The organism is Paenibacillus sp. AN1007, assembly GCF_040702995.1.
GTDB lineage: Bacteria > Bacillota > Bacilli > Paenibacillales > Paenibacillaceae > Paenibacillus.
In genome coordinates, this window is record NZ_CP159992.1 from 313444 (window position 1) to 334783 (window position 21340).

13 protein-coding genes and 1 riboswitch are annotated in these 21340 nt (G+C 46.7%); of the genes, 5 read left to right on the plus strand and 8 right to left on the minus strand.

Going from position 1 to position 21340, the window contains the following annotated elements; all coding sequences use genetic code 11:
* Window positions 1–114: 114 nt before the first annotated feature.
* On the plus strand, window positions 115–4707 hold the full coding sequence (locus ABXS70_RS01290; protein ID WP_366293374.1) for a collagen binding domain-containing protein: 4593 nt from the start codon (window positions 115–117) through the stop codon (window positions 4705–4707).
* Between the two features lie 151 nt (window positions 4708–4858).
* Here ABXS70_RS01290 and ABXS70_RS01295 read toward each other — a convergent pair whose 3' ends face one another.
* From ABXS70_RS01295 to ABXS70_RS01325, 7 genes are all read right to left on the minus strand, one after another.
* On the minus strand, window positions 4859–5485 hold the full coding sequence (locus ABXS70_RS01295; protein ID WP_342552817.1) for a class D sortase: 627 nt from the start codon (window positions 5483–5485) through the stop codon (window positions 4859–4861).
* Window positions 5486–5601: 116 nt separating this feature from the next.
* The gene (locus ABXS70_RS01300; RefSeq protein WP_366293377.1) at window positions 5602–7893 is read right to left on the minus strand and encodes a DEAD/DEAH box helicase; all 2292 of its coding nucleotides are present in this window, start codon (window positions 7891–7893) and stop codon (window positions 5602–5604) included.
* Between the two features lie 17 nt (window positions 7894–7910).
* Window positions 7911–8621: an ABC transporter permease gene (locus ABXS70_RS01305; RefSeq protein ID WP_366293380.1), complete on the minus strand. Its 711-nt coding sequence runs from the start codon at window positions 8619–8621 to the stop codon at window positions 7911–7913.
* A complete protein-coding gene (locus ABXS70_RS01310; RefSeq protein ID WP_366293383.1) occupies window positions 8618–9463 on the minus strand; it encodes an ABC transporter ATP-binding protein in 846 nt (281 codons plus the stop codon). Before ABXS70_RS01310 ends, ABXS70_RS01305 begins: the two co-directional genes overlap by 4 nt.
* A 138-nt stretch (window positions 9464–9601) precedes the next feature.
* Window positions 9602–10537, minus strand: coding sequence for a LytTR family transcriptional regulator DNA-binding domain-containing protein (locus ABXS70_RS01315; RefSeq protein ID WP_366293386.1), 936 nt, complete (start codon window positions 10535–10537; stop codon window positions 9602–9604).
* A 224-nt stretch (window positions 10538–10761) separates the two neighbouring features.
* A complete protein-coding gene (locus ABXS70_RS01320; protein WP_366293389.1) occupies window positions 10762–12255 on the minus strand; it encodes an amino acid permease in 1494 nt (497 codons plus the stop codon).
* A 114-nt stretch (window positions 12256–12369) separates the two neighbouring features.
* A riboswitch (Lysine riboswitch) is annotated at window positions 12370–12587 on the minus strand.
* A gap of 177 nt (window positions 12588–12764) precedes the next feature.
* Window positions 12765–13907 (minus strand): virulence factor, encoded by a 1143-nt coding sequence (locus ABXS70_RS01325; protein WP_366293392.1) that lies wholly within the window; start codon window positions 13905–13907, stop codon window positions 12765–12767.
* Window positions 13908–14145: 238 nt separating this feature from the next.
* Between ABXS70_RS01325 and ABXS70_RS01330 the strand changes: the two genes are divergently transcribed.
* Window positions 14146–14562 carry a hypothetical protein gene (locus ABXS70_RS01330; protein WP_366293395.1) on the plus strand — a complete coding sequence of 139 codons (417 nt, stop codon included), beginning with the start codon at window positions 14146–14148 and terminating at the stop codon, window positions 14560–14562.
* Window positions 14563–14627: 65 nt separating this feature from the next.
* On the opposite strand, the gene ABXS70_RS01335 is transcribed toward ABXS70_RS01330, so the two are convergent.
* Window positions 14628–15326, minus strand: a complete 699-nt coding sequence (locus ABXS70_RS01335) for a response regulator transcription factor (RefSeq protein ID WP_342552813.1) — start codon at window positions 15324–15326, stop codon at window positions 14628–14630.
* A 343-nt stretch (window positions 15327–15669) separates the two neighbouring features.
* Between ABXS70_RS01335 and ABXS70_RS01340 the strand changes: the two genes are divergently transcribed.
* The 3 genes from ABXS70_RS01340 to ABXS70_RS01350 all read left to right on the plus strand — a co-directional run bounded on the left by ABXS70_RS01340 (window position 15670) and on the right by ABXS70_RS01350 (window position 21333).
* Window positions 15670–18528, plus strand: a complete 2859-nt coding sequence (locus ABXS70_RS01340) for an ATP-binding protein (protein WP_366293398.1) — start codon at window positions 15670–15672, stop codon at window positions 18526–18528.
* Window positions 18529–18955: 427 nt separating this feature from the next.
* Window positions 18956–20302, plus strand: coding sequence for a cytochrome ubiquinol oxidase subunit I (locus ABXS70_RS01345; protein ID WP_342552811.1), 1347 nt, complete (start codon window positions 18956–18958; stop codon window positions 20300–20302).
* A complete protein-coding gene (locus ABXS70_RS01350; RefSeq protein ID WP_342552810.1) occupies window positions 20299–21333 on the plus strand; it encodes a cytochrome d ubiquinol oxidase subunit II in 1035 nt (344 codons plus the stop codon). The genes ABXS70_RS01345 and ABXS70_RS01350 overlap by 4 nt, the downstream gene beginning before the upstream one ends.
* The last annotated feature ends 7 nt before the right edge of the window (window positions 21334–21340 follow it).

The window sequence follows — 21340 nt, forward strand, 5'->3', positions numbered from 1 at the left end:
TCTTTTTGCTGTTCTGTTTACGAAAATGTATGTTGTCTATTTTTTGTATATGTTGCCCTGTTATTCTATTCCTCGGCGTCTGCCAACATTATGAACGAGGAGGATATGTGGAACATGAAGAGACGATTGGGCATCATGTTGATTGCACTATTGCTCATTACGCAATTGCTGCAAGGGATGGTGTTAACATCAACCGTGCATGCTCAGGATGACACAAATCATATGTCAGCCGGTACATTGAATGATCCAGCATCACCATCTGCACTGGAAGAGGATACGCTGCCTGAAGAACAGGTCAGCACGGAAGCTGGTGCAGATGAAGAAGCAGTCCCGGAAGCAGAAGAAGTGGACCCCACGGTGTCTGCAGAGGAAATGAATGAAGCAAGCATAAGCCCTATGGCTGCTCCCGCTGCGGCTTCGGAGATTCAGGAGAACCTGATCACGAGTGTGCAGATGTACAACCAGAAACCGGAGTACAACGGCAGCGGTCAGATCGAAGTTAAAGGAGACAAGATCGAAGATATTCGTCCGCGGATATCAGATGAGGTTGCGGTTGTTTTTACATGGGGATTCGGTGATGATGCCCATTCTTACGGAGACGGGTCAACCTTTACATTCCGTCTGCCTGACAAATTTATTATAGGCTCACAGCTGAAAGGGAACCTGGACGGGGGAGTCGGGGAATATGTTGTGAACCCGGACGGTACCATTGTATTTACCTTTAATGAATTGGTTGAACATGCCAAGCTGGAAGGAAACTTCTATGTCTGGCTCAATTTTGACGAGAGTAAAATGGAAGACGGACTGAAACAGAAGATCGACTTTAGCGGCGCAGGTCAAGGTATCATTGATGTGAATTTTGCAAATACCGCGAAGGATGGAATTCAGAAGTCAGGGAAAGCCAATAATAATAATTTTAACTCGGATCATATTGATTGGACGGTCGATTTTAACCAAGGCGAGAAGAGCATGACGAATGTTGTTCTGCAGGATACACTGCCACCAGAGCTTTCACTTCAGGGGGATATTGAAATCCGTGAGCTTCAGGTGCAGTTAAACGGTTCTGTGAAGGAAGGACCGGTGGTCGATAGAGCATCCCAGTTCCCGGTGAATCTTGGGAATATCGACAAGGCATACCGGATTACCTACAAGACCAGCATTAAGGCACCGACGAGTGCTCCTTATACAGGAGTCCTTTATACCAATGAAGCAGCGATAACAGCAAATGAGAGTGAGTATAATGAATCCGATGTTGGCCGTGTAACGGTCAGCTTCAATGAGCCGCTGAACAAGTCGGGCCAGGAAAGTGCATATGACCCGGTTACGCAGACGATTACATGGAAGGTGCAGTACAACTATAATCAGCAGAGCATCACACAGTCCAATGCGTGGCTGGAAGACCGTTTTGATACAACCAGACAGAGACTGGTTGCAGATTCAATTAACGTATATGAAGTTGAGATTCAATCTGGTGGTCGTCCTGGGACGAAAACATTAGTTGGTCCTGAAAACTATACCGTAAGTGGTGTTGATGACGGCTTTAATGAAGGTTTTAAGCTTCAGTTCAACAGCGGTATTAACAAAGCTTATGAGATTGAATACAAAACCCAAGCGATACCGCGTATATACGAGAATGAGACTGTAGTTAATACCGTGAATACACAGGATGGCACGACCAAGGAAGGCCGAAAAAATATTGAGGAAGTCATTTTAGCCAAAAGTGTAAAAAGTGAAAATTTCAATACCAAAGAAATCGAGTGGCAGATTGTGCTCAATCAGGATCAGAAAGAGATGACTGATATCGTCATCACAGATGACTATACAGGCAGACATATGAAGCTCATTCCAGACAGTCTGCAGATCAGTGGAGATCAGAAGGATCAGTTCGAGGAAGCACCACTGGCTGACCCGGAAGATGCCAATTTCGAAAAAGGCTTCACGATTCGCCTGAAGCCGGGCGGTATGATCGATAAACGGCATGTGATTACGTACAAAACAAGCTTTGATCCAACGGCAGGAATGCCGACAAATAATGAATATCGCAACACAGCAGCGTTAGACTGGAAGGAAGCAGGCGCTGCACAGACCACCATTACCAAGTCTGCTGTTGTCAGACCGCAGAATTACACCATTGAGAATGGGAACAAGCGGGGCGAATACAGCGCCAAAGACAAGGCGATCACGTGGACAATTGATGTGAATTACAATCTCTATGATATTCAGGATGCTGTTCTCAAGGATACCTATATCGGTAATCAATCCTTTGTGGAGGGCTCATTTAAAGTGTATGAGCTTGAATTGAGGGGCGCCAACAATGTTACTTCTGTTGGTGATGAAGTTGTGCTGACATCAAGTCAGTTCCAGCTTAATCCCGATGGCAAAGGTTTTACACTGAATCTGGGTAACATCGGCAAAACGGCTTACCGCGTCGTATATCAAACCAGTCTGGATGGAGCTTATGCGGTGGAAGGCTCATACAGCAATCATGCTGTTTTGACGGATGGGGATGGCGGACCTGTTCGCTTTGACAAGGAAGCTGTGGTTACACCTGCCCATGGCGGAGTATATGTGAAGAAGACAGGACAGCAAGTGGGGACATCCGATCTGGCTTCATGGGTCGTGAACGTGAACCCGAGTCAGTCGTTCGTTGCGGCAGGTTCCCAACTATCAGACACATTATCCAGCAATCAAATTTTGCTTGCCGACTCATTAAAGCTGTATGAAGTCCAGCTGCCTGCAAACAATTCGGGCAATATTTCGGTAAAAGCTGGGCTGGTTGATCCAGCGGAATATGAATTGGTGGTAGAAGGCAACACCTTCACCTTTACTTTCAAGAATGACATTAACACAGCTTACCTTCTGGAATACCAGTCCTATATTAACGCGGATGACGGCGATAGAATCGAGAATAAGGCCGAATATGCAGGACAGTCTTCTTTCGTTGTGGGAGAAGGGAACCAGGCAGGGATTCGAGTATCGATGGCTGGTGCAGGTGGAGGCGCATCGACGGGTCTCGGCAAGATCAAAGTGCATAAAGTGGATGACAGCGGTGAGCCGCTGAAAGGAGCCATTTTTGCCATCTACAATGCTTCCGGCACAATTCTTCTGGAAACGTTGGAACCGACAGATGAGAACGGAATGGCGGAAAGCAGCCGAAATTACCGTCTTCACCTGACCAACGGTGTGCCATACCGTCTCAAAGAAGCTGCAGCGCCTGCGGGATATCTCGCTGACCCGGAATATGGTTCGGCTTCAGGACAAACGATTTTGTTTAAGGATGCAGCCGCAGCCTTCGAGATTGTAAACGAAAAGATTCGCCAGGGATTTGAACTGAAGAAGCTGGATGCAGCCGATTCCGCCAAAGTGCTGGAGGGGGCCGTGTTTGAACTGTATCGCATACAGGGCTCAACACGTGAGAAGCTGGATGAACTCACGACGGGAGTAGACGGCAGAATTGCTAAGGGTGATTTGGAGGCAGGAACGTATGAATTAGTTGAAATTCAGGCTCCTGACTTCTACACCGTGGACAGTACACCGATTTCCTTCACGATTACAGCGAACCAGACACAGATTGTGACACTGACAAAGACGAACCAGATCGGTACAGGAGGCAAACTGACTGTAACGAAAGTGAACGCCAAGGATCAATCTCCGTTAAGCGGGATTGAGTTCGAACTGCGGGATTCTTCCAACAGCATTGTAGATAAAGGAGTAACCAATCAGCAGGGCATCATTGAGTTCAGCGATCTGGCTTATGGTGTGTATAAACTGGTGGAAACCAAAGCGGAAGGTTTTGTCATTGAAACACCAGAGACTTCGATCTCCATTACCAAGCCAGACAATCAGGTCAAGATTGAAAACAAGGAAAATGACCGTTCGGTAAAACTCGTGAAATATAATACAGGCCGAACACAGCATCTGCAGGGAGCCGTTTTTGAGCTGCGTGCTCAATCGGAACTTATGGGACCGGATGGAGAATGGTTGTTTAACAAAGTCACAGGCATCGATTCTGCGCTGCTGATAACCGATGTTCGTGGTGAAATTAACCTGAAGCAGCTTGAACCGAATACGTATCAATTGGTTGAAGTTAAAGCCCCGGCCGGATATCAACTGGACCAAACACCGGTTGTGTTTGAGATTACAGCTCAGCAGACCGAACCGATTGTTGTAGCAAAAACTAATCAGGCTGTTCCGGTATCAGGTGGACCAGGTGAACCGTATAATCCAGGTACGCCAAGCACTGGCGGCACTCCGGAACCAACGAAACCTAACACTCCTGATTCAAACAAGCCAAATACTCCTGTAGAAGAAAAACCAGGGATAACCGTGCCTGGTACAGTGGTCACAGACCCTTCACAACCGGCAGAACAAAACGGGAGCACAAGCAAACCGGATGATGATTCCGAAGAAGTACCTTCAACTCCGGCAGTACCTTCGACCCCTGAGACAGGTGAAGGAAATGAGACAGAACCTCAGGTGACAGAAGGTGATGATGCGGGCGAAGATGGTGAGCTTACCCCTTCTACTGGCACAGAATCTGAAAGTGAGGTTTCATCAGGAAATGGCAGTCATTCGTCAGCTCAAGGTATGCTGCCGAAGACAGGTGAAGAGAGCTCCATCGCTTACACGGTCTCGGGCTTAATGCTGATGGCGATTGGGAGTGCAGGGTACTTATACTTCCGCCGCAGAGAGAGATTCCAACGCTAAAGTGAGACGCTGACACTAACCTGAACTAATATGTATAACGTATAATTAAACACCCTCCAGCCTATGCCGCGAAGAATGGATCTTCGTGAGCAGGCGGGAGGGTGTTTTGACGTTTCTTTGGTTCAGGCTGGATGACGGTGAAGCAGTCTATTCAAGTGTTTACTTTTACAGCGCGTATAATGAGCCGGTGTGTAGCATCGATCAGCGGATCGCAGGTAATTAAAGTTAGAACTTCTCCAAGTCCCGGGTCTTTCAGTACAGATACATCGGAAGGCTCCACCACGGTAATCTTGTCGATTTCGTAGTGTATGGTTGTTTGATTGGCAAGTGTGATTTCTACGGAATCACCCAGTTTAAGCTCACCCAACCGGTTGAATAAACGACCTTTTCGATGAGCACGATGAGCAGCAATGGCCGCATTACCCGATTGTCCGATCGAAGCAGTCTCCACCAGATGGGCTGCAGCAAACTTCATATTTTCCTGAGTCGCACCTTCCAGAATAGGCAGACGCACATCAATAACCGGAATAGAGATAATTCCAAGTGTTCCGGGAGCGGGAGAAAGTTTGGCAGCAGCCTGAGTTGTTCCTTCTTGGTCTGCATGACCGGTATCGACACTGCGTTCAAAGGTATGATTCAGCTGGGACAAGCCCGACTGAAGATGTTCCAGTTCATCCAGGACTCGGCTCTGCTGCCAGTCATAATACATTCCCTGGAGCGTGGGAAAGCTGATCGTCAACAGGCCTAACAGCACAAGCAGGACAGACCATTTTTTCAAAGTACAGCTCTCCTTCGGTTGAGGTATAATAGATGCTCCTTTTCTATTGTACGGATCAACCTATACAAAATATGGACAGAAGAGTGTGAGGTGCTTAAAGAAGAAGGCTGTGCTGATTATATATAATCCCACCCAAATATCGGTCTCAACATTCTCCTTAGCCAATAAGCGAAGATCATGATTGGGGTCCATGAGCCGCGATTTAACATGTCATCCTGGTATTGATCATTGATCATATAAGTCCATGTGGACGGAAAATTTTTAAGTCCGAACTTTTCCCACACTGCCGGATCATTGGTACCTTCCAGTTTGCGCAGCATCTCTGCCGACATTCGATCTATTTCAGCCGGTATCCGCTCGTATGCCTGAATAATCTGCTCATGGAATTCATCAATCGGATTCTGTTTAACAAGACCTGTCAGATGAATGCTTTCACGGATGTAGGAAGCGTAAGCCAAATGTTCAGCCCAGAGCTTATCTATATAGAAAAGCCGCACCCGCTGTTCTGAAGGGCTCATCGGCACTGCTCCCTGTAAGATTTGCATTCTCTTCTCGTGTAAGATACGTCTCTGCACCTCAATTATGTCAGAGTAATTATTCAATTCCTGCTGGATGTGGAAATGTTGAGCCATAATTCTAAGCTGAATATAGTCTATTTTTTCGCGGAGTACTGGATCTTCAAGCGGTTCGTCCTGCTTAAAATTACGCTTTGTGAGATCAGCGCCGAATTGAAGCATCAGCTCATCTTCCAAACTTAAGAAAAAGACGGAAGCGCCGGGGTCACCTTGTCGACCCGCTCGCCCGCGCAGCTGGTTGTCGATCCGCACGTTTTGGTTCATGCTTGTGCCAATGACATACAGACCGCCCAGTGCAGCTGCAGCTTGATGGTTCGCAGTACCGCCACCAAGTTTAATATCGGTGCCGCGGCCCGCCATATTCGTCGAAACGGTTACAGCGCCGATTTCTCCCGCTTTGGCAATAATGTCGGCTTCCTCCACGTCGTTCTTTGCATTCAGAACATGACAAGGCACATTGGCACTGGCGAGTGATTCCGCCAGAATAACAGACTCTTCAACACTCGATGTGCCGATCAGTATTGGGCGTCCCGTTGAATGTACAGACCTAATCTCTTGAACAAGTGCTTTAAATTTGGCTTCCTTATGGGTATAAATGCGATGCGGATAATCGATTCGTATGTTTTCTCGGTTTGGCGGAATTTGCAAGACCTGCAGATTATATATATTCTCAAATTCGAAAGCCGAAGCCTTTGCAGTAGCAGTCATCCCGCAAATCTTCGGATACAGACTAATAAAGTGCTGAAGAGTGATTGTGCCAAGCACATTTCCGCCAGTCTTAGAAGGTAATCCTTCCTTGGCACAAAGCGCTGTCTGCAGTCCCTCGGGCAAATGCCTCTTCTCCGCGACACGGCCGGTATATTCGTCGATCAGCTTGATTTCGTCACCTTGAACAAGGTAATCGATGTCTCTTTTCAAGAGCAGTACTGCATGCAGCGAACAATTCAGCGACATCAGCAGACCACTATTATATGGTTCGTACAAATCACCGCACTGCAGCAGCGATTCTACTTTGGCCGAGCCGGTCTCATTTAAGTAAACATTCCGTTTGAACTCATCAAAATGATAATGCTCATTCTCGAGCAGCTGTTTGACCACATCTGCTAAAGGGTACGCTTCGCTGCGGGTCGTATCCGGTTCGCCAGCGATAACTAGCGGCACACGCGCTTCGTCGAGCAGCAGTGAATCTGCTTCGTCAACGATAACGTAGTGGAACGCACGATGTACAGTATCGGTTTCCACCAAAGCGATGGTGTCTCGCAAGTAATCGAACCCCGCTTCTTTGGCTGTAACGTAGGTGATATCCGCAACGTATGCTTCCCGTTTCTGCGGCATACTCATGCCGGTTTTAACGGAATGAACCGTTAATCCAAGCAGGGAGTAGATGGGCCCCATCCATAAAGCATCACGATTAGCCAGATAGTCGTTAAAAGTCAGGACATGAACACCTCTACCTGTGAGTGCATGGAGATATGCGGGCATAACCGCCGAGAGCGTTTTACCTTCGCCCGTATGCTGCTCGATCAGGAATCTCTCATGCAGCGCAATAGCCGCCATGATTTGAACATCATAAGGTTGCAGACCCAGGGTTCGATGTGCTGCCTCGCAGACCAATGCATACGCATCAATAAGCAGCTCGTCCAGAGAAGCACCTGCTTTTGCTTCCTTTATTAGCCGGAGAGATTCCAGCTGCAGTTGGCTATCATTCCAAGCATGCTTATGGTGCTGCTGCTGCCGGATGAGAAGTACTTTTTCTCGATAACCTTCCAGTCTTAACCGATTTTCGCGATTCCTGAATTTCTGAAAGAATTTGGCGGCTGCATTCCGGGGCATTGAATTCCTCCTCGTGTCTATTCATCTTTTAATTTTCGCTGGTATAGAACAACAGATCCGATCGTTACTACAACCGTCCATGCCAAAATAAAGAGAAGAGGTTTTGTCAGTTCTTCCGTCGTAAACCCTGTATGGGGGATGTTCAGCAAATGCACAAGCTGGCTGCTTGGCATATAATCCAGCACTTTGAGGATCGGATACTCATTCTCAAATACCGCTCCCCACGGTGCTCCAGTAAAGAGGGTTGATACTGGCAGGATGGAAAAGGAGGCATCAACCAGCGTTTTGCAGTACAAACCACAAATTGTTCCGAGTGCTGTGTATAGAATAATCGAAAAAAAGTTGGCTGCCGCAAACGCCCACAGGCTCGGCGGCTTATACCCCAATATAATGATGGAAATACTCAATACCACAGCAGACATCACAAAAACGAGCGCACTTTTACCGATTAATACATCAAAGGTTGTTGCCGGCGTCATCATTAAGGAACGCAGCGTGCCGCGTTCCTTTTCTTCTGCCAATAAACATGCTTGTGCGAAACATGTGAAAAGAACAAAGGAAAGATTGAGAAGAAAACCGATTGCTCCAGGCAAATTCGGACCTGCACTCCGAAAAAGGACAGCAAAAATAATAGGGACCGTCAGCATGAAGGAGAGACCGTAATTTCGTGAGAACTCTTTATAGTCCTTCATAAATATGGCTCGTGTGCGTTTCAAAGATATATTCATAGCAGCTCACTTCCAGTCATTTTGATAAAAATATCGCCTAGGCTGGGTTCTTTTGTTTCTATACGGTCAATGAATTCCGATTTCATCCAACGAGCGATTTTGTCAGCCGTTTCCCCATTGATTGGAAGCTCATATGTTTCCGCATTTGTTAATTCAATAGAAACGATATGCTCCCGATGCTGCTTTTTAAGCTCCTTGGGCGTGCCGATGGCTTGGATTTGTCCCCGATGCAGGATCGCTACACGGCTGCACAGCAGTTCGGCCTCTGCCATATCATGCGTCGTTAGAAAAATCGTTGTTCCGTTTGCATTTAAAGACCGTAATCCTTTATAAATATGGGCTGTGTTAACCGGATCTAAAGCTGAGGTAGGTTCATCCAAAAATAACAGTTCAGGTTCATGAATAATTGCGCGTGCTAACAGGACACGCTGGCGCATCCCTTTGGATAAGAATCTCACCTTCTTTTTGCGTTCTCCACTCAGGTTTACAAAATGCAGTGCCTTATCAATTGAAGACTTCGGTAAATCGTACAGCTGGCGATACAATTGCAAATTCTCCTCAATTGTTAATCTTTCATATAAACCGCTGCTATCGGCCAAAATGCCAAAACGCATCTTTTGTGCTGACTCATGCATCTTGTCCGCTGGCTCGTTAAAAATGTATGCTTGTCCACTTGTGGAATTTAACTGTGCTGTGAGCAGCTTCATTAATGTCGTTTTTCCTGAACCGCTCGGTCCAAGAAAACCCAAAATCTCTCCCTTTGGAATGGAAAAAGATACGTCGGATAATACAGTTTTAGGTCCGAACTTCTTCCCGATATGTTTTACATCGATAACTGCCATTCACACCACTTCCTTAGCGTTTATGGCTTAACTATATAGAGGGTGCGTGCCGTTAGCGATCAAAATCCCCTGAAATGCAGCTATTTTGCGCTGAATTGTACCCAGAAATGGTTGACTGAGCCGTCTTCGAACACAGAATCAAAGGTTAAGAAGTGTTTTTAAGTCCTGTAATTTGGTTCGAGATAACGGGACAACGGTATCTTTGCCTGTATGTAATCGAAGACTGTAGCTATTTTTCGACCATGTAATGATTTCTCTAATTTTCTGTAGATTAACAATGTAAGACCGATGGCATCTAAAGAATCCGAAATTCGCTAGTCGCTGTTCAAGCTCAGTAAGCGTCAAGCTGCAGTTATAATTTTCCCCATCTACGTGAACAAGCACGGAACCGTCTATACTTTCGATAAAATCAATTTCAGGGGGATTGAATAGAATCACCTTGTTATTCCTTTTCGTATAAATTTTTTGCAAGGTAATATTGAGCGTGTCTTGATCCTGAGTATCCTGCTGCTCCTCTTCGGCATCCTGAATATCCATGTGCTGAAATCCAAGCTCATTTAAACGGTAAATGACACCACAGCATATAAGGGCATCCTCGGCATTTGAAGTGATAACCAAAATGTTTTTCTCTTTCGAGAGATCATCCACAATACGTTTGAATTGACGACGATCCTGTTCCTCTAAATAAAAGAAGGGCTCTTCCAGTACAAGCGTAGGCTGATGAGCAAAATAAGCACGTAATAAAGTCACATACATTCTTTTGGATGGAGTAAGCTTTTTAATGTTTAACTTGCGACTTTCTTTTAATGCGAAATATTCCAGTAGTGCAGATGCACGTTCATTACGCTCGGTGACGTTAATTAGAAACGTAATCAATTCCTCTACGGTTAGATGCAAATATTCATTTTGCTGCGCTCGAAAAATATAGTACTGTGAACGGTCCTGCAGCTGCTCGATTAATACCTGCTTGCGCTTCAGGTCTGTTATAATGCCAAACACCTGGCTGCATGTCATATTCAATTCGAACTCGGGTAGGATTAAATCCCCACCATGATACACAGGTTGAAATTGCATACGGTCCTCCTGGGGTTTCGTAAATATATGAAACAACAGTAATCATTATAATGTTGGGATAATTCGTTGTCAGCTTCCATTAAAACATAAATCTAACAATGGTATAAGGGAACATAAAGTATCTGAGGTGATTTGGGTTTATTTATATCTCGTTGAAAATGGAAAAACCCTGTTCTGCAGAGAGCTGAACTCTCAGCAGAACAGGGGAAAGGATACCTTAAAGCTTATTTATTCATGCCGGATGAATCAGCAGGGGAGAAGTCGCATTCCTGCAGCGGAATAACCTTGGTCTTTTTGATCCATTTGTAACCAAGCCACAGAATCACGAACAGCGGAACACTCAGGTAAGCAACAAGGACCCCGCTCCAGTCGATCAGGTCGCCTATAAATGCCTGATAGTTCTGTCCCAGAATGACGATGATGCACAGCACAAAAGCAAAGATTGGCCCAAACGGGAACCATCTTGCGCGGTAAGGCAGGTCCCTGAGGTCTCGCCCCTGCGCAACGTAGGCGCGGCGGAAGCGGTAATGGCTGATTGCAATTCCGAGCCAAGTAATGAAGCCGCACATACCCGATGCATTCAGAAGCCATGTATACACGATGCCGTCACCGAAGAGCGAAGCGAGAAACGCGAGCATGCCAACGGCCGTGGTGACGAGCAGCGCATTCATCGGAATGCCGCGTTTGTTCAGCTTGCCAAGGAAACGTGGGGCCTTCCCGTCCCGGGCAAGAGCATACAGTACCCGGCTAGAAGCGTACATACCGGAATTGCCGGCAGAGAGCACGGAGGTCAGAATGACGGCGTTCATGACGGAAGCCGCAATGGCAAGCCCTGCTTTTTCGAAGACCAATGTAAACGGACTTACTCCGATGTTTTCCAAGTCACCTTTGAGCAAATTCGGGTGTGTGTATGGAATAATTAAACTGATTACGGTAATAGCCAGGATATAAAAGATCAGAATGCGCCAGAACACCTGACGGATGGCACGAGGCACATTTTCACGAGGGTTCTCGCTTTCACCCGCGGCAACGCCAATCAGTTCTGTTCCCTGGAAAGAGAATCCGGCCGCCATAAACACACCCAGTACAGCGAAAAATCCGCCGTGAAACGGTGCATCCCCGATGGTAAAGTTGCTGAAACCAACAGCTTCACCGCCCAAAATACCAAAGATCATAAGTACACCGACGCTCAGGAAGATGATGACGGTAGCGACTTTGATAATCGCAAACCAATATTCCGATTCTCCATACCCTTTGACGGACAGAATATTCAAGGCAAAGATCAATACCAGAAACAGCAAGCTCCAGAGCATGGATGAGCTGTCCGGGAACCAGTATTTGATGAGAACTGTAGCAGCAGCGAGTTCGGCGGCAATCGTAACCGCCCAGTTATACCAGAAGTTCCATCCCATGGCGAAACCCAGAGCGGGATCAACGAAACGTGCGGCGTACGTATTAAAAGAACCGGAGTCCGGCATAAAGGTTGCAAGCTCTCCCAGACTGGTCATGAGGAAATAAACCATAATACCAACGGCCGCGTAAGCAATTAATGCCCCGCCGGGACCGGCAGTCGAGATGGCTGTACCACTTGCCAGAAACAGTCCGGTACCAATCGAGCCGCCCAGGGCAATCATGGTCATGTGGCGTGCACGCAATCCTTTTTTCAGGGAAGGCTCGCTGGTAGTTGTTGTTTGTGATTGGTTGCTGCGGTCTTGCATGGTAACACTCCTTCATTTGTATTGCTGATGCTGTTACATAGGTCCATAAACAAAAAAAGACCACAGGCATAAGCCAGCGGTCTTAAACTTCAATATCCGCACCATATCCCAGATGATTAAGATAGCTCAACACAGCAGAATCCATACCTTTTGAACAAAGATAAAAATACGTGCTGTGACAGTTCTGCACCTTTCGGTCGGAGCCCCAGCTCACCGGACCGATAAAGGAACGTCCAGTGAACTTCGGCGGGTACACCTTTCGGCTGATCTCAACAGCGGCTCCTAGCGCCTTCTTCAGCTTACTGATCGCACCCGCGACCTCTACCTCACCATACAATGGATGAGGTGTATCTATTGTTTATGAAATTGAAATGAGAAATCACGCTTCGAGCAGCGTGTAACCTGTTAATCAAACAGACAACAAGTATACCGCTCATCGTTTTACAGTGCAATGACAAATGTTGGAGTGTATCTGTAAGGCCCCACTAAAGGAAGAGCTGAAGAAAAATCTAATCCTGCTTTTTATTCCTTCCTGCCATCTGCTGCCAGACGGTTCCGGCAGCCTGTTCGCCTGACTCGATGCGTTCCAGGGCCATTTTGGCCTGCAGACTCACTTCAAACTCAGGATCTTCAGCAGCGAGCCGGAGTGCCTGCTCGGCCTCCTCGGTCCCAACTTCATAGAGGAAGCGGGCTGCGCGCCAGCGTACAAGCTTGCTCTTGTCAGTTAACGTTTCGATCATAGCTGATGTAGCGGCAGGATCCCCAATGTCTGACAGCGTATCTCCCGCTGTGCGGCGCACGGCAGGAGAACTGTCCCGCAGCGCTTCATATAGAAGTTCCATCGCCTCAGGTGTGCGAATATCGCCAAGATAGACCACAGCCAGACGCCGAATTTGCATTTTGCTGTCCCGCAGCGCCTGAGCGACAAGCGGCAGTCTTTCCTCTGTTGGCTCCATACCATCCAGTGCAGCATACCGTACATTCCAGTCTTCGCTGCGAAGTGCTTCTTCCAGTTCGGCACCCTCCAGCGCACGGCGGTGCTCAATGAACTCCTCTGTATTGGTACCATGTGCAATAGCCTGCTGGATGACCTGCTCCAATCGTTCAGGTGGATACGCGGCTTCCAGTTCCTGCTCAACCTCACGCGCGATATCCGGCAGTTCACCGTACCGTACCCCGTAATCGCTCAGTTTGCGCTCTTTGATCAGCGTGGCACTGGCAACCTCGGTAACCGCTTTGACGAAACGGTCCGACAGGGAAATGCGTTCTTCGTTCGTACCGGCTTTGACCCGTATCTGCATCGGCACTCCCCGGAAGAATTGTACAAATACTTGTGCTTCTCCAAAGTGCTCACCTGAAGCATCTTCAGATTCAATCCAGTCCAGATTTACGCCTTCCTGACCCAGACGACTCTGTACTTCACCAAGAATGACAGACCAGTCAGCATTCCCCTTACGGTCCAGTGCAACGAAATCAGTGGTGTGGAACACACTTTTCACGCCCGGAATGTGAAGCATCTGACGAATAAACGCCGGAGCTGAACGTTCGTTGTCCAATGTATAGGTTCTGCGAATCCCGTCCTCCAGACGTTCGTCAAGATGCAGCATCATCGTATTTGGACTCGGTGTTGGTTCAATGGAAACTATATTCATGGGTGCAACCTCCTATAATACCAAATTGATACGTAATGTCCCGTAAAGTAAATCACACGGGTTATCTCTATTTTACATGAATTCAGGAAAACTGCGAAATGCATAACGGTCGGGAGATGCTCGGAAGATGGATGTGAAGAAATGCGAAGATTGTTAACACTTCTTTCATGTCCACGCACAAACATTCTTAAATGAAAGCTGACACAATGTAGGGAAGAAGCTAATGGAGGTTATACTTATGGAACCTGTTACTGTGCTAACGGATGGAGAGCGCTGTATCAACTATGAGAAAATCAATCAGTTGTTCGAGGATTGGATCGCTGCTGTGCCATCAGATTCAGTAAAGGAAACAGGAAGAGGAGACTGGGAAAATTCACGTTTTTGTATAGTGGATTACAGGAACGCCGAACAGGCTGTATCTGCAGCAAAGGCCATTCGTGCTTTTGTACCGGACGTTCCCGTACTGGTTATTACTGATTTTCAATCATTGATTCGCAAACGCCATCTGCGGGAAATTAACGGTACTGGTGTTGTGAAGATGCTGCTCTGGGATGAACAAGATCCTGACCATGTGGTTAGAAGCATTGAGCGGTGGCTGCACACTTTTGGATATGAAGCACCCTTAACCATGCCCTCCGTTCTATATTTAAGGTAGAATGGAAAAATCATGGTAAGGCTGCTGCTGTTTATCAGCTGTAAGACAGCTTAATGGATGACCAGCTAGACCATATATTTATAGCCTGTACCCCATACCGTTTTAATATAACGGGGATTTTTGGGGTCGGGCTCTATTTTTTTGCGCAGACTGGAGATATGTACGTCGATGGTTCGATCCAGATAGGCACGTTCCGAGCCTTTAATCCGGTCCATCAGTTCATTGCGGGTAAACACTTTGCCCGGATTACGATACAATTCCTTCATAATTTCGAATTCTATATGAGTGACCTCAATTTCAACCCCATTGACAAAGAGTGTTCTTCTGTATTCATTGACATTGATCTGACCCTTAACTTCATCCGCCTGATTCTCTTTTACAGGTTTATCCTGGTAAGTAATAACGGACCTCCGCAGCAGCGCTTTAATTCTGGCATCCAGCTCTTTCAGACTAAACGGCTTGCAGAGAAAATCGTCCGCGCCATTATGTAATGCACGCAATCGGTCATTAAGCATTGTGCTTGCGGATATCATCAGTACAGGAACGGTAGAATTTTGACGAAAAGCATCAACAAGCTCATTGCCATCAATTTCGGGGAGCATTAAGTCCGTTACAACAATATCGGGCTGAAACTGGGGAAATAGATGAAGTGCTTCACGGGCATGATGTACCCGTTCCGTTATGTATCCTTCCTCCTCAAGAAAAAAAGCGATCATATCAGCCAAATTTTTCTCGTCTTCTATAAGAAGTACTTTGATAGACACTGCCTCACACTCCTGGGACAAGAATTTGTTAAGAAAATACGAAATAAATCATTTGAAATACCGCAAAATTTTTAATGTTTGTATTCCAGAATATAGGAAGTATACGCATCGTGCGAAAATACTGGAATAAATGTGACTTTAGTTTAACATGGGTATCATCTATTTCCGAACAATAAAAATTCCCAAACGTACGCCGGGTGTTACATACAGTATAATAGACCAGACGAGTGCACGGGGAATAAATATAGTGAAACCGTTCACACATGAGTGGCAGATCGCTTTGCTGCCCTTGTTATGACATCGTTCTGTGCAAGGAATCGGCTGTGGGTGAGGAAAGGTGCGCATGTATATTGTAAAAGCAAAAAAGATAATGGAATGGATTGCACTGAAGCTAAGAGTGCCTTGGATTGGGACCCTCTTATTGATTACGCTCGGTTCTTTGAGTGCAATCTTCCCATTTACGTTATTTTATGGAGTGCAGTTTATGCTGATCAGCGCTGCGGCTCTGGTGGCTCTCCGCTTATACGGTGCCATTTACGGATTCATAACTCTTATTGGCATTCATCTGATTAAAATTATGATTGTGGGGTGGGAACCGCTCACTGCACAAATTATTGCTGTACGGTTCATAGAGCTGTTCTGGATGCTGGGTTGGCTGAGGCGAGGAAAACTTGGAAGTTTAATTAAGGCTAACGCGATCTTCTGGATTGCCATGTTAATTCCTGTAATTGCTTTTGGTCATCTGATGATGGGATTAAGTATTGAACAGTTAAAGTACGAGTACATGTACATGGCTGTGATCAGTATGGTTAATGCGATGTTCGCAGGAATTGTAGTTGATTTCTGGTATACTACCGGAGGCCGTCAGTTGGGCCACTCCGTCACTATCCCCCTAAAAAGGATTGCATTCAAATACGTTGTTGTTTTTGTTATTTTTGTTTCCCTGCTGCTGCTGTCTGTGGACAGCCGGAGGCAGCTGCAGCAGATGAGCGAGATTATTTTTTATGATTTGAATCATGCGGCTAACGCGGTAGTACAGGATCTAAATGAACAATATGTTAACTCGGATAATTTAGAGATTACGATGAAGCGTTATCGTCACTTATTAGATGTTAATGTAATTCTCCTTGACCGAAAAGATACCGTAATTGCCGCGGGAATAGATACACTCCATAGAGGTGAGTATCTGGACATAAACAATTTCCGACTGCTGAAGGCGGGAGACAGCTCGATTCTGTTCAGTTCGGATCGGATATCCGGCAGCACACATTATAGTGATGTACTTCATTACTGGAGACAGGCATCTTTTGTGTATCAGGCAGACGTCGCTGCGGGAGCTCCTTACCGTGTGTTAGTACAGACCGATTCGGACCGTTATTATTCGCGTATTGAATCGATTTACCTGACAACGCTGCAGACCTTATTTTTCATCATTGTAACTTCAATGATTGTAGCAGCACCTCTGAGTAATAAAGTCGTCAGTCCTCTGCTTCGATTAACAAGAATGACGGGATCTCTTCCCAGAATCTTATTTCGAAACAGGCAGATGGAATGGCCCAGCAGTCATGTTACTGAAGTCCAGATCCTGATTGGCAATCTTCGAAAAATGGCTGACGTACTGCTTGAACAATTCGAACAGATCCGGTTGGATAAATTAACGCTGGAAGACCGGGTTATAGAACGAACCAAAGAGCTCAAAAACAGTGAAGAAGTAAAACGGGCCATCATTGATTCCTCCATCGATGCAATTATCGCAGTAGATGCCAGCGGATTAATTGTAGAGTTTAACCCGGAGGCTGAGCGAATGTTCGGACTTGGGCGGGAAGAAGTTGTACTTCAGAAGGAAGCTTCTTCTCTTTTTCAAGGGGCAAGCTTTCAGGAAATCAAAGAAATGCTGAAGGAAAATGAGTACAACGAAGGCAGGAGATATACCACAGTCGAGGAGATTTCAGGAGTCCGAAGAGAGGGCTCTGCCTTCCCGATTGAATACAAAATTGTAGAGGTTCAGCTGGGAAGCCATGAGTCTTTATATAACCTTTTTATCAAAGACATCACGGAACGAACCAGAGCCGAAGAAGAACGGGTAAGGCATGCGCTTGCGCTGGAGAAGCTGAATGCTGAGTTGATTCGTGAGAAGGTTGCTATTCAGGAACAGCGCGATATCAGTGAACAATTTATTGAATCGGTTCGCGAAGGACTTGTCATGTCCGACCGCTCAGGGACAATCACGATCGTGAATCGTAGAATTGAAGAGATGTTTGGGCTTGGGAATTTCTTGGGGGAATCGATTACCGACTTGGCTCAAGCGATTGATTCCATGGTGCTGACCGATAATTTCAACCTTACGGAACAGACCAAAGCCTTCTTGAATGGAGAACAAGCATTCATCGAGACGAATTTCTTTTTTGACAATGTAGAACAAAGTGTGTTTTCACTGTACATGAAACAGATGGACGTGCCGGGGAAAAAACATGGATTCCTGCTTGTCTTTCGCGACTTGACCGGAGAAGAGCGGCTAAACCGGATGAAAAATGAATTGATCAGTGTTGTCTCTCATGAACTTCGTACACCTGTAGCAACCATTATGGGATATGTGGAGCTGATGCTGATGTACGATCTCCCGGCATCTCAGCGGAAAGAGTTCATGGAGACCATTTCATCTGAAGGCAAACGTCTGAGCAGCCTGCTGGATGATGTACTTGATATCCAACGACTGGATAATGAGGGGATGACCTATCATATGACCTATGTTCCACTTGTGGATCTGGTTGAAGGTGTGGCCGAGCAGTGGAACATGAAGTCTTCTCAACGGATCTACGTACATGTCTTTAATGGTGATCTTTTTGCTTATGCGGACCAGAACAGGATTGTTCAAGTACTTCATAATCTGATTGGCAATGCGGTGAAATACTCTCCTGGAGCAGAGCGAATTGACGTAACGTTATGGGAAGAAGAAGGAGCACTTTGCATTGATGTAAGGGATTATGGGATAGGTATTGCCGAGAGCGAGAAGGAACTGCTGTTTAACAAGTTTTATCGTGTAGATAATTCGGATCACCGTCAGATTGGCGGAACGGGCCTCGGTTTATATATTTCCCGCAAAATTGTGGAGGATCATCACGGGAGTCTGACCTTCATGTCGGCCCCGGGTAAAGGCAGTACGTTCAAAGTCCGGCTGCCCAAACAGGACGTTGTCCTCTAGTGTGTTTACCGAAAGTTGATATGGTATGGAGAGCTTTTATCTTTTGGCACGTGTCGGTGCGGAAAGGTAAAGGCTTTTTTATTTTTATTTTTATTTTAAGCATTCAAGCTTTATTTTTCATCATTAATATTGTTTTTTCGTCATCTGGGATAAAAAATCGGGAACTTTTGCACACTGTATATAGAGCCATAATTTGCATCCTGTGCAAAAAGGAGGGCAACACGTATATGTTTCGCAAACAAGAGAAAAAACTTATCATCGTCTGTCTTGTGGCAGCGGTGGCTGTGCTGTATGCCGTGGTCAAAAGCATCATCCGTATTATGAGTTATTGAAAATCCGTTCAGGCAGAACGAATCCGCTGTTGTACATAATCTATCATTATACAGCTGAACAACGATAACGATTACGCCGAAAGAGGAGTGTGCCCATGTCATCTCTGGACCCTGTACTGCTCAGCCGGATACTGACCGGTCTGACCCTGTTTGTGCATATTATTTTCGCTTCGATTGGCGTGGGTGTACCGCTCATGATTGCATTGGCTGAATGGCGGGGACTGCGCACCAATGATATTCATTACACGCTGCTGGCTCGCCGGTGGGCCAGAGGTTTTGTGATTACAGTGGCTGTGGGTGTTGTCACAGGGACGTCCATCGGGTTACAGCTGAGTCTGCTGTGGCCGATGTTTATGCGAGTCGCAGGTCAGGCCATTGCGCTGCCGCTTTTTATGGAGACGTTTGCCTTTTTCGTGGAAGCCATCTTTCTCGGAATATACCTTTACACCTGGGATCGTTTCAAAAAGAAATATACGCACATGCTGCTGCTCATTCCGGTAGCTCTCGGCTCATCCGCTTCCGCGATCTTTATTACAACCGTGAATTCTTTCATGAACCAGCCGCAGGGTTTCACCTTGATTAACGGCATCATGAAGGATATTGACCCGATCGCTGCCATGCTGAATCCGGCGACGCCAACCAAAGTATCCCACGTGCTTGCTTCCTCTTATACTTTGAGTGCGGGTGTACTGGCGGGTATTGCGGCGTTCAGTCTGCTGCGCGGACGGGACCATGTGTACTACAAAAAAGCACTCAAGCTCACAACGGTATCTGCGCTTGTATTTGCGATCAGCACCGTCATGATCGGTGACTCGTCCGGTAAATTTCTGGCGAAATATCAGCCGGAGAAGCTGGCCGCTGCCGAGTGGCATTTCAAAACGATGAAGGAGGCACCGCTCGTTTATGGCGGTATTCTGGATGAAAACAACGAGGTCAAATATGCCATCGAGATTCCTTATGCGCTGAGCATTTTGGCAGGCAATCGCCCGGATACGGAAGTGAAGGGACTGGAGGAATATCCGGCAGACCTCAGACCACCGCTGTCCATTCATTACATGTTTGACCTAAAAGTGACTACCGGGGTCATCATCCTGCTGATTCCAGTGCTCTACGTACTGCGCCGGTGGATGCCTGGACGTAAACCTTATCCCAAATGGCTGCTGCTTGGTATCGTGTTCCTTGGCCCACTGGCGATGATTGCGATTGAGCTTGGATGGATGTTTGCCGAGGTGGGCAGACAGCCCTGGATTTTGCGTGGATATATGAAGGTGTCCGAGGCGGCAACGACCTCCACATCCGTCGGTTGGATGCTGGTGCTGTTTATTCTGCTGTATCTGGTGCTGTGTTTCTCATGCATCCGCGTCATCAGCAAGCTGTTCCGCAACAAAGAGGCGGAGAAGGAACTGGATTCGCTGGGTCTGGAAGGAGGCATCGTGCATTGAGTTTTGAAATTGCGGGTATCGCGATATTGTGGACGTTCCTGTTCGGTTATCTGATTGTGGCGTCGATTGATTTCGGTGCGGGGTTCTTCAGCTTTTACAGCATTTTGACCGGACACGAAAACAAAATTCATAACATCATTCAGCGTTACCTGTCTCCGGTGTGGGAGGTGACGAATGTGTTTCTTATTTTCTTTGTGGTGGGTCTGGTCGGATTTTATCCCGACAGTGCGTTCTATTACGGGACAGCCCTGCTTGTGCCGGGTTCTCTGGCGATTGTCCTGCTGGCAATCCGTGGAGTGTACTATGCATATAACACCTACGGCAACCACGGGAAAAACAGCAAAATCTATCTAGCGCTGTACGGCGCAACGGGACTTCTGATCCCGGCGGTATTCTCCACCATTTTGGCCATTTCCGAAGGAGGGATCATTGAGCAGGCAGGCGAAAAGGTATTTTTTCGCTGGCGTGAATTTTTGACGAATCCCTACACGTGGTCTGTTGTGCTGCTGGCGTTGGTGAGTGTGCTGTACATTTCGGCGATGTTTCTGTCTTATTATGCGAAGCGGGCGGGCGACGAGCCAGCCTTTGGCGTCCTGAGGGAATATGCGCTGCTGTGGAGCCTGCCCACCATTTTCGCGAGTTTTCTGGCTTTTCTGCAAATTAACAAACAAAATCCGGCTCACTTCGAACAGATGGTCAATATGTCGTGGATGTTCATCGCATCCTTTATCTGTTTTGTCATTGCAGTGTCGCTTGTGTGGAAAGAGAAATATCTGGGATGGTGTTTCGTCGCAGTGATGCTGCAGTTTGCCTTCGCCTGGTACGGATACGGCCGATCGCATCTTCCGTACATTCTCTATCCATACATCAACATCTACGATAGCTTCACGAACCGAACGATGGGTATTGCATTGATTACGGCATTCAGTCTGGGGCTGCTGGTGCTCATCCCTTCGCTGGTGCTGATTATGAAGCTGTTCCTGTTTGATGCCAATTATGTACGCGGTAACGCCGGAAAAAAGAAAGGATGACTTCGCC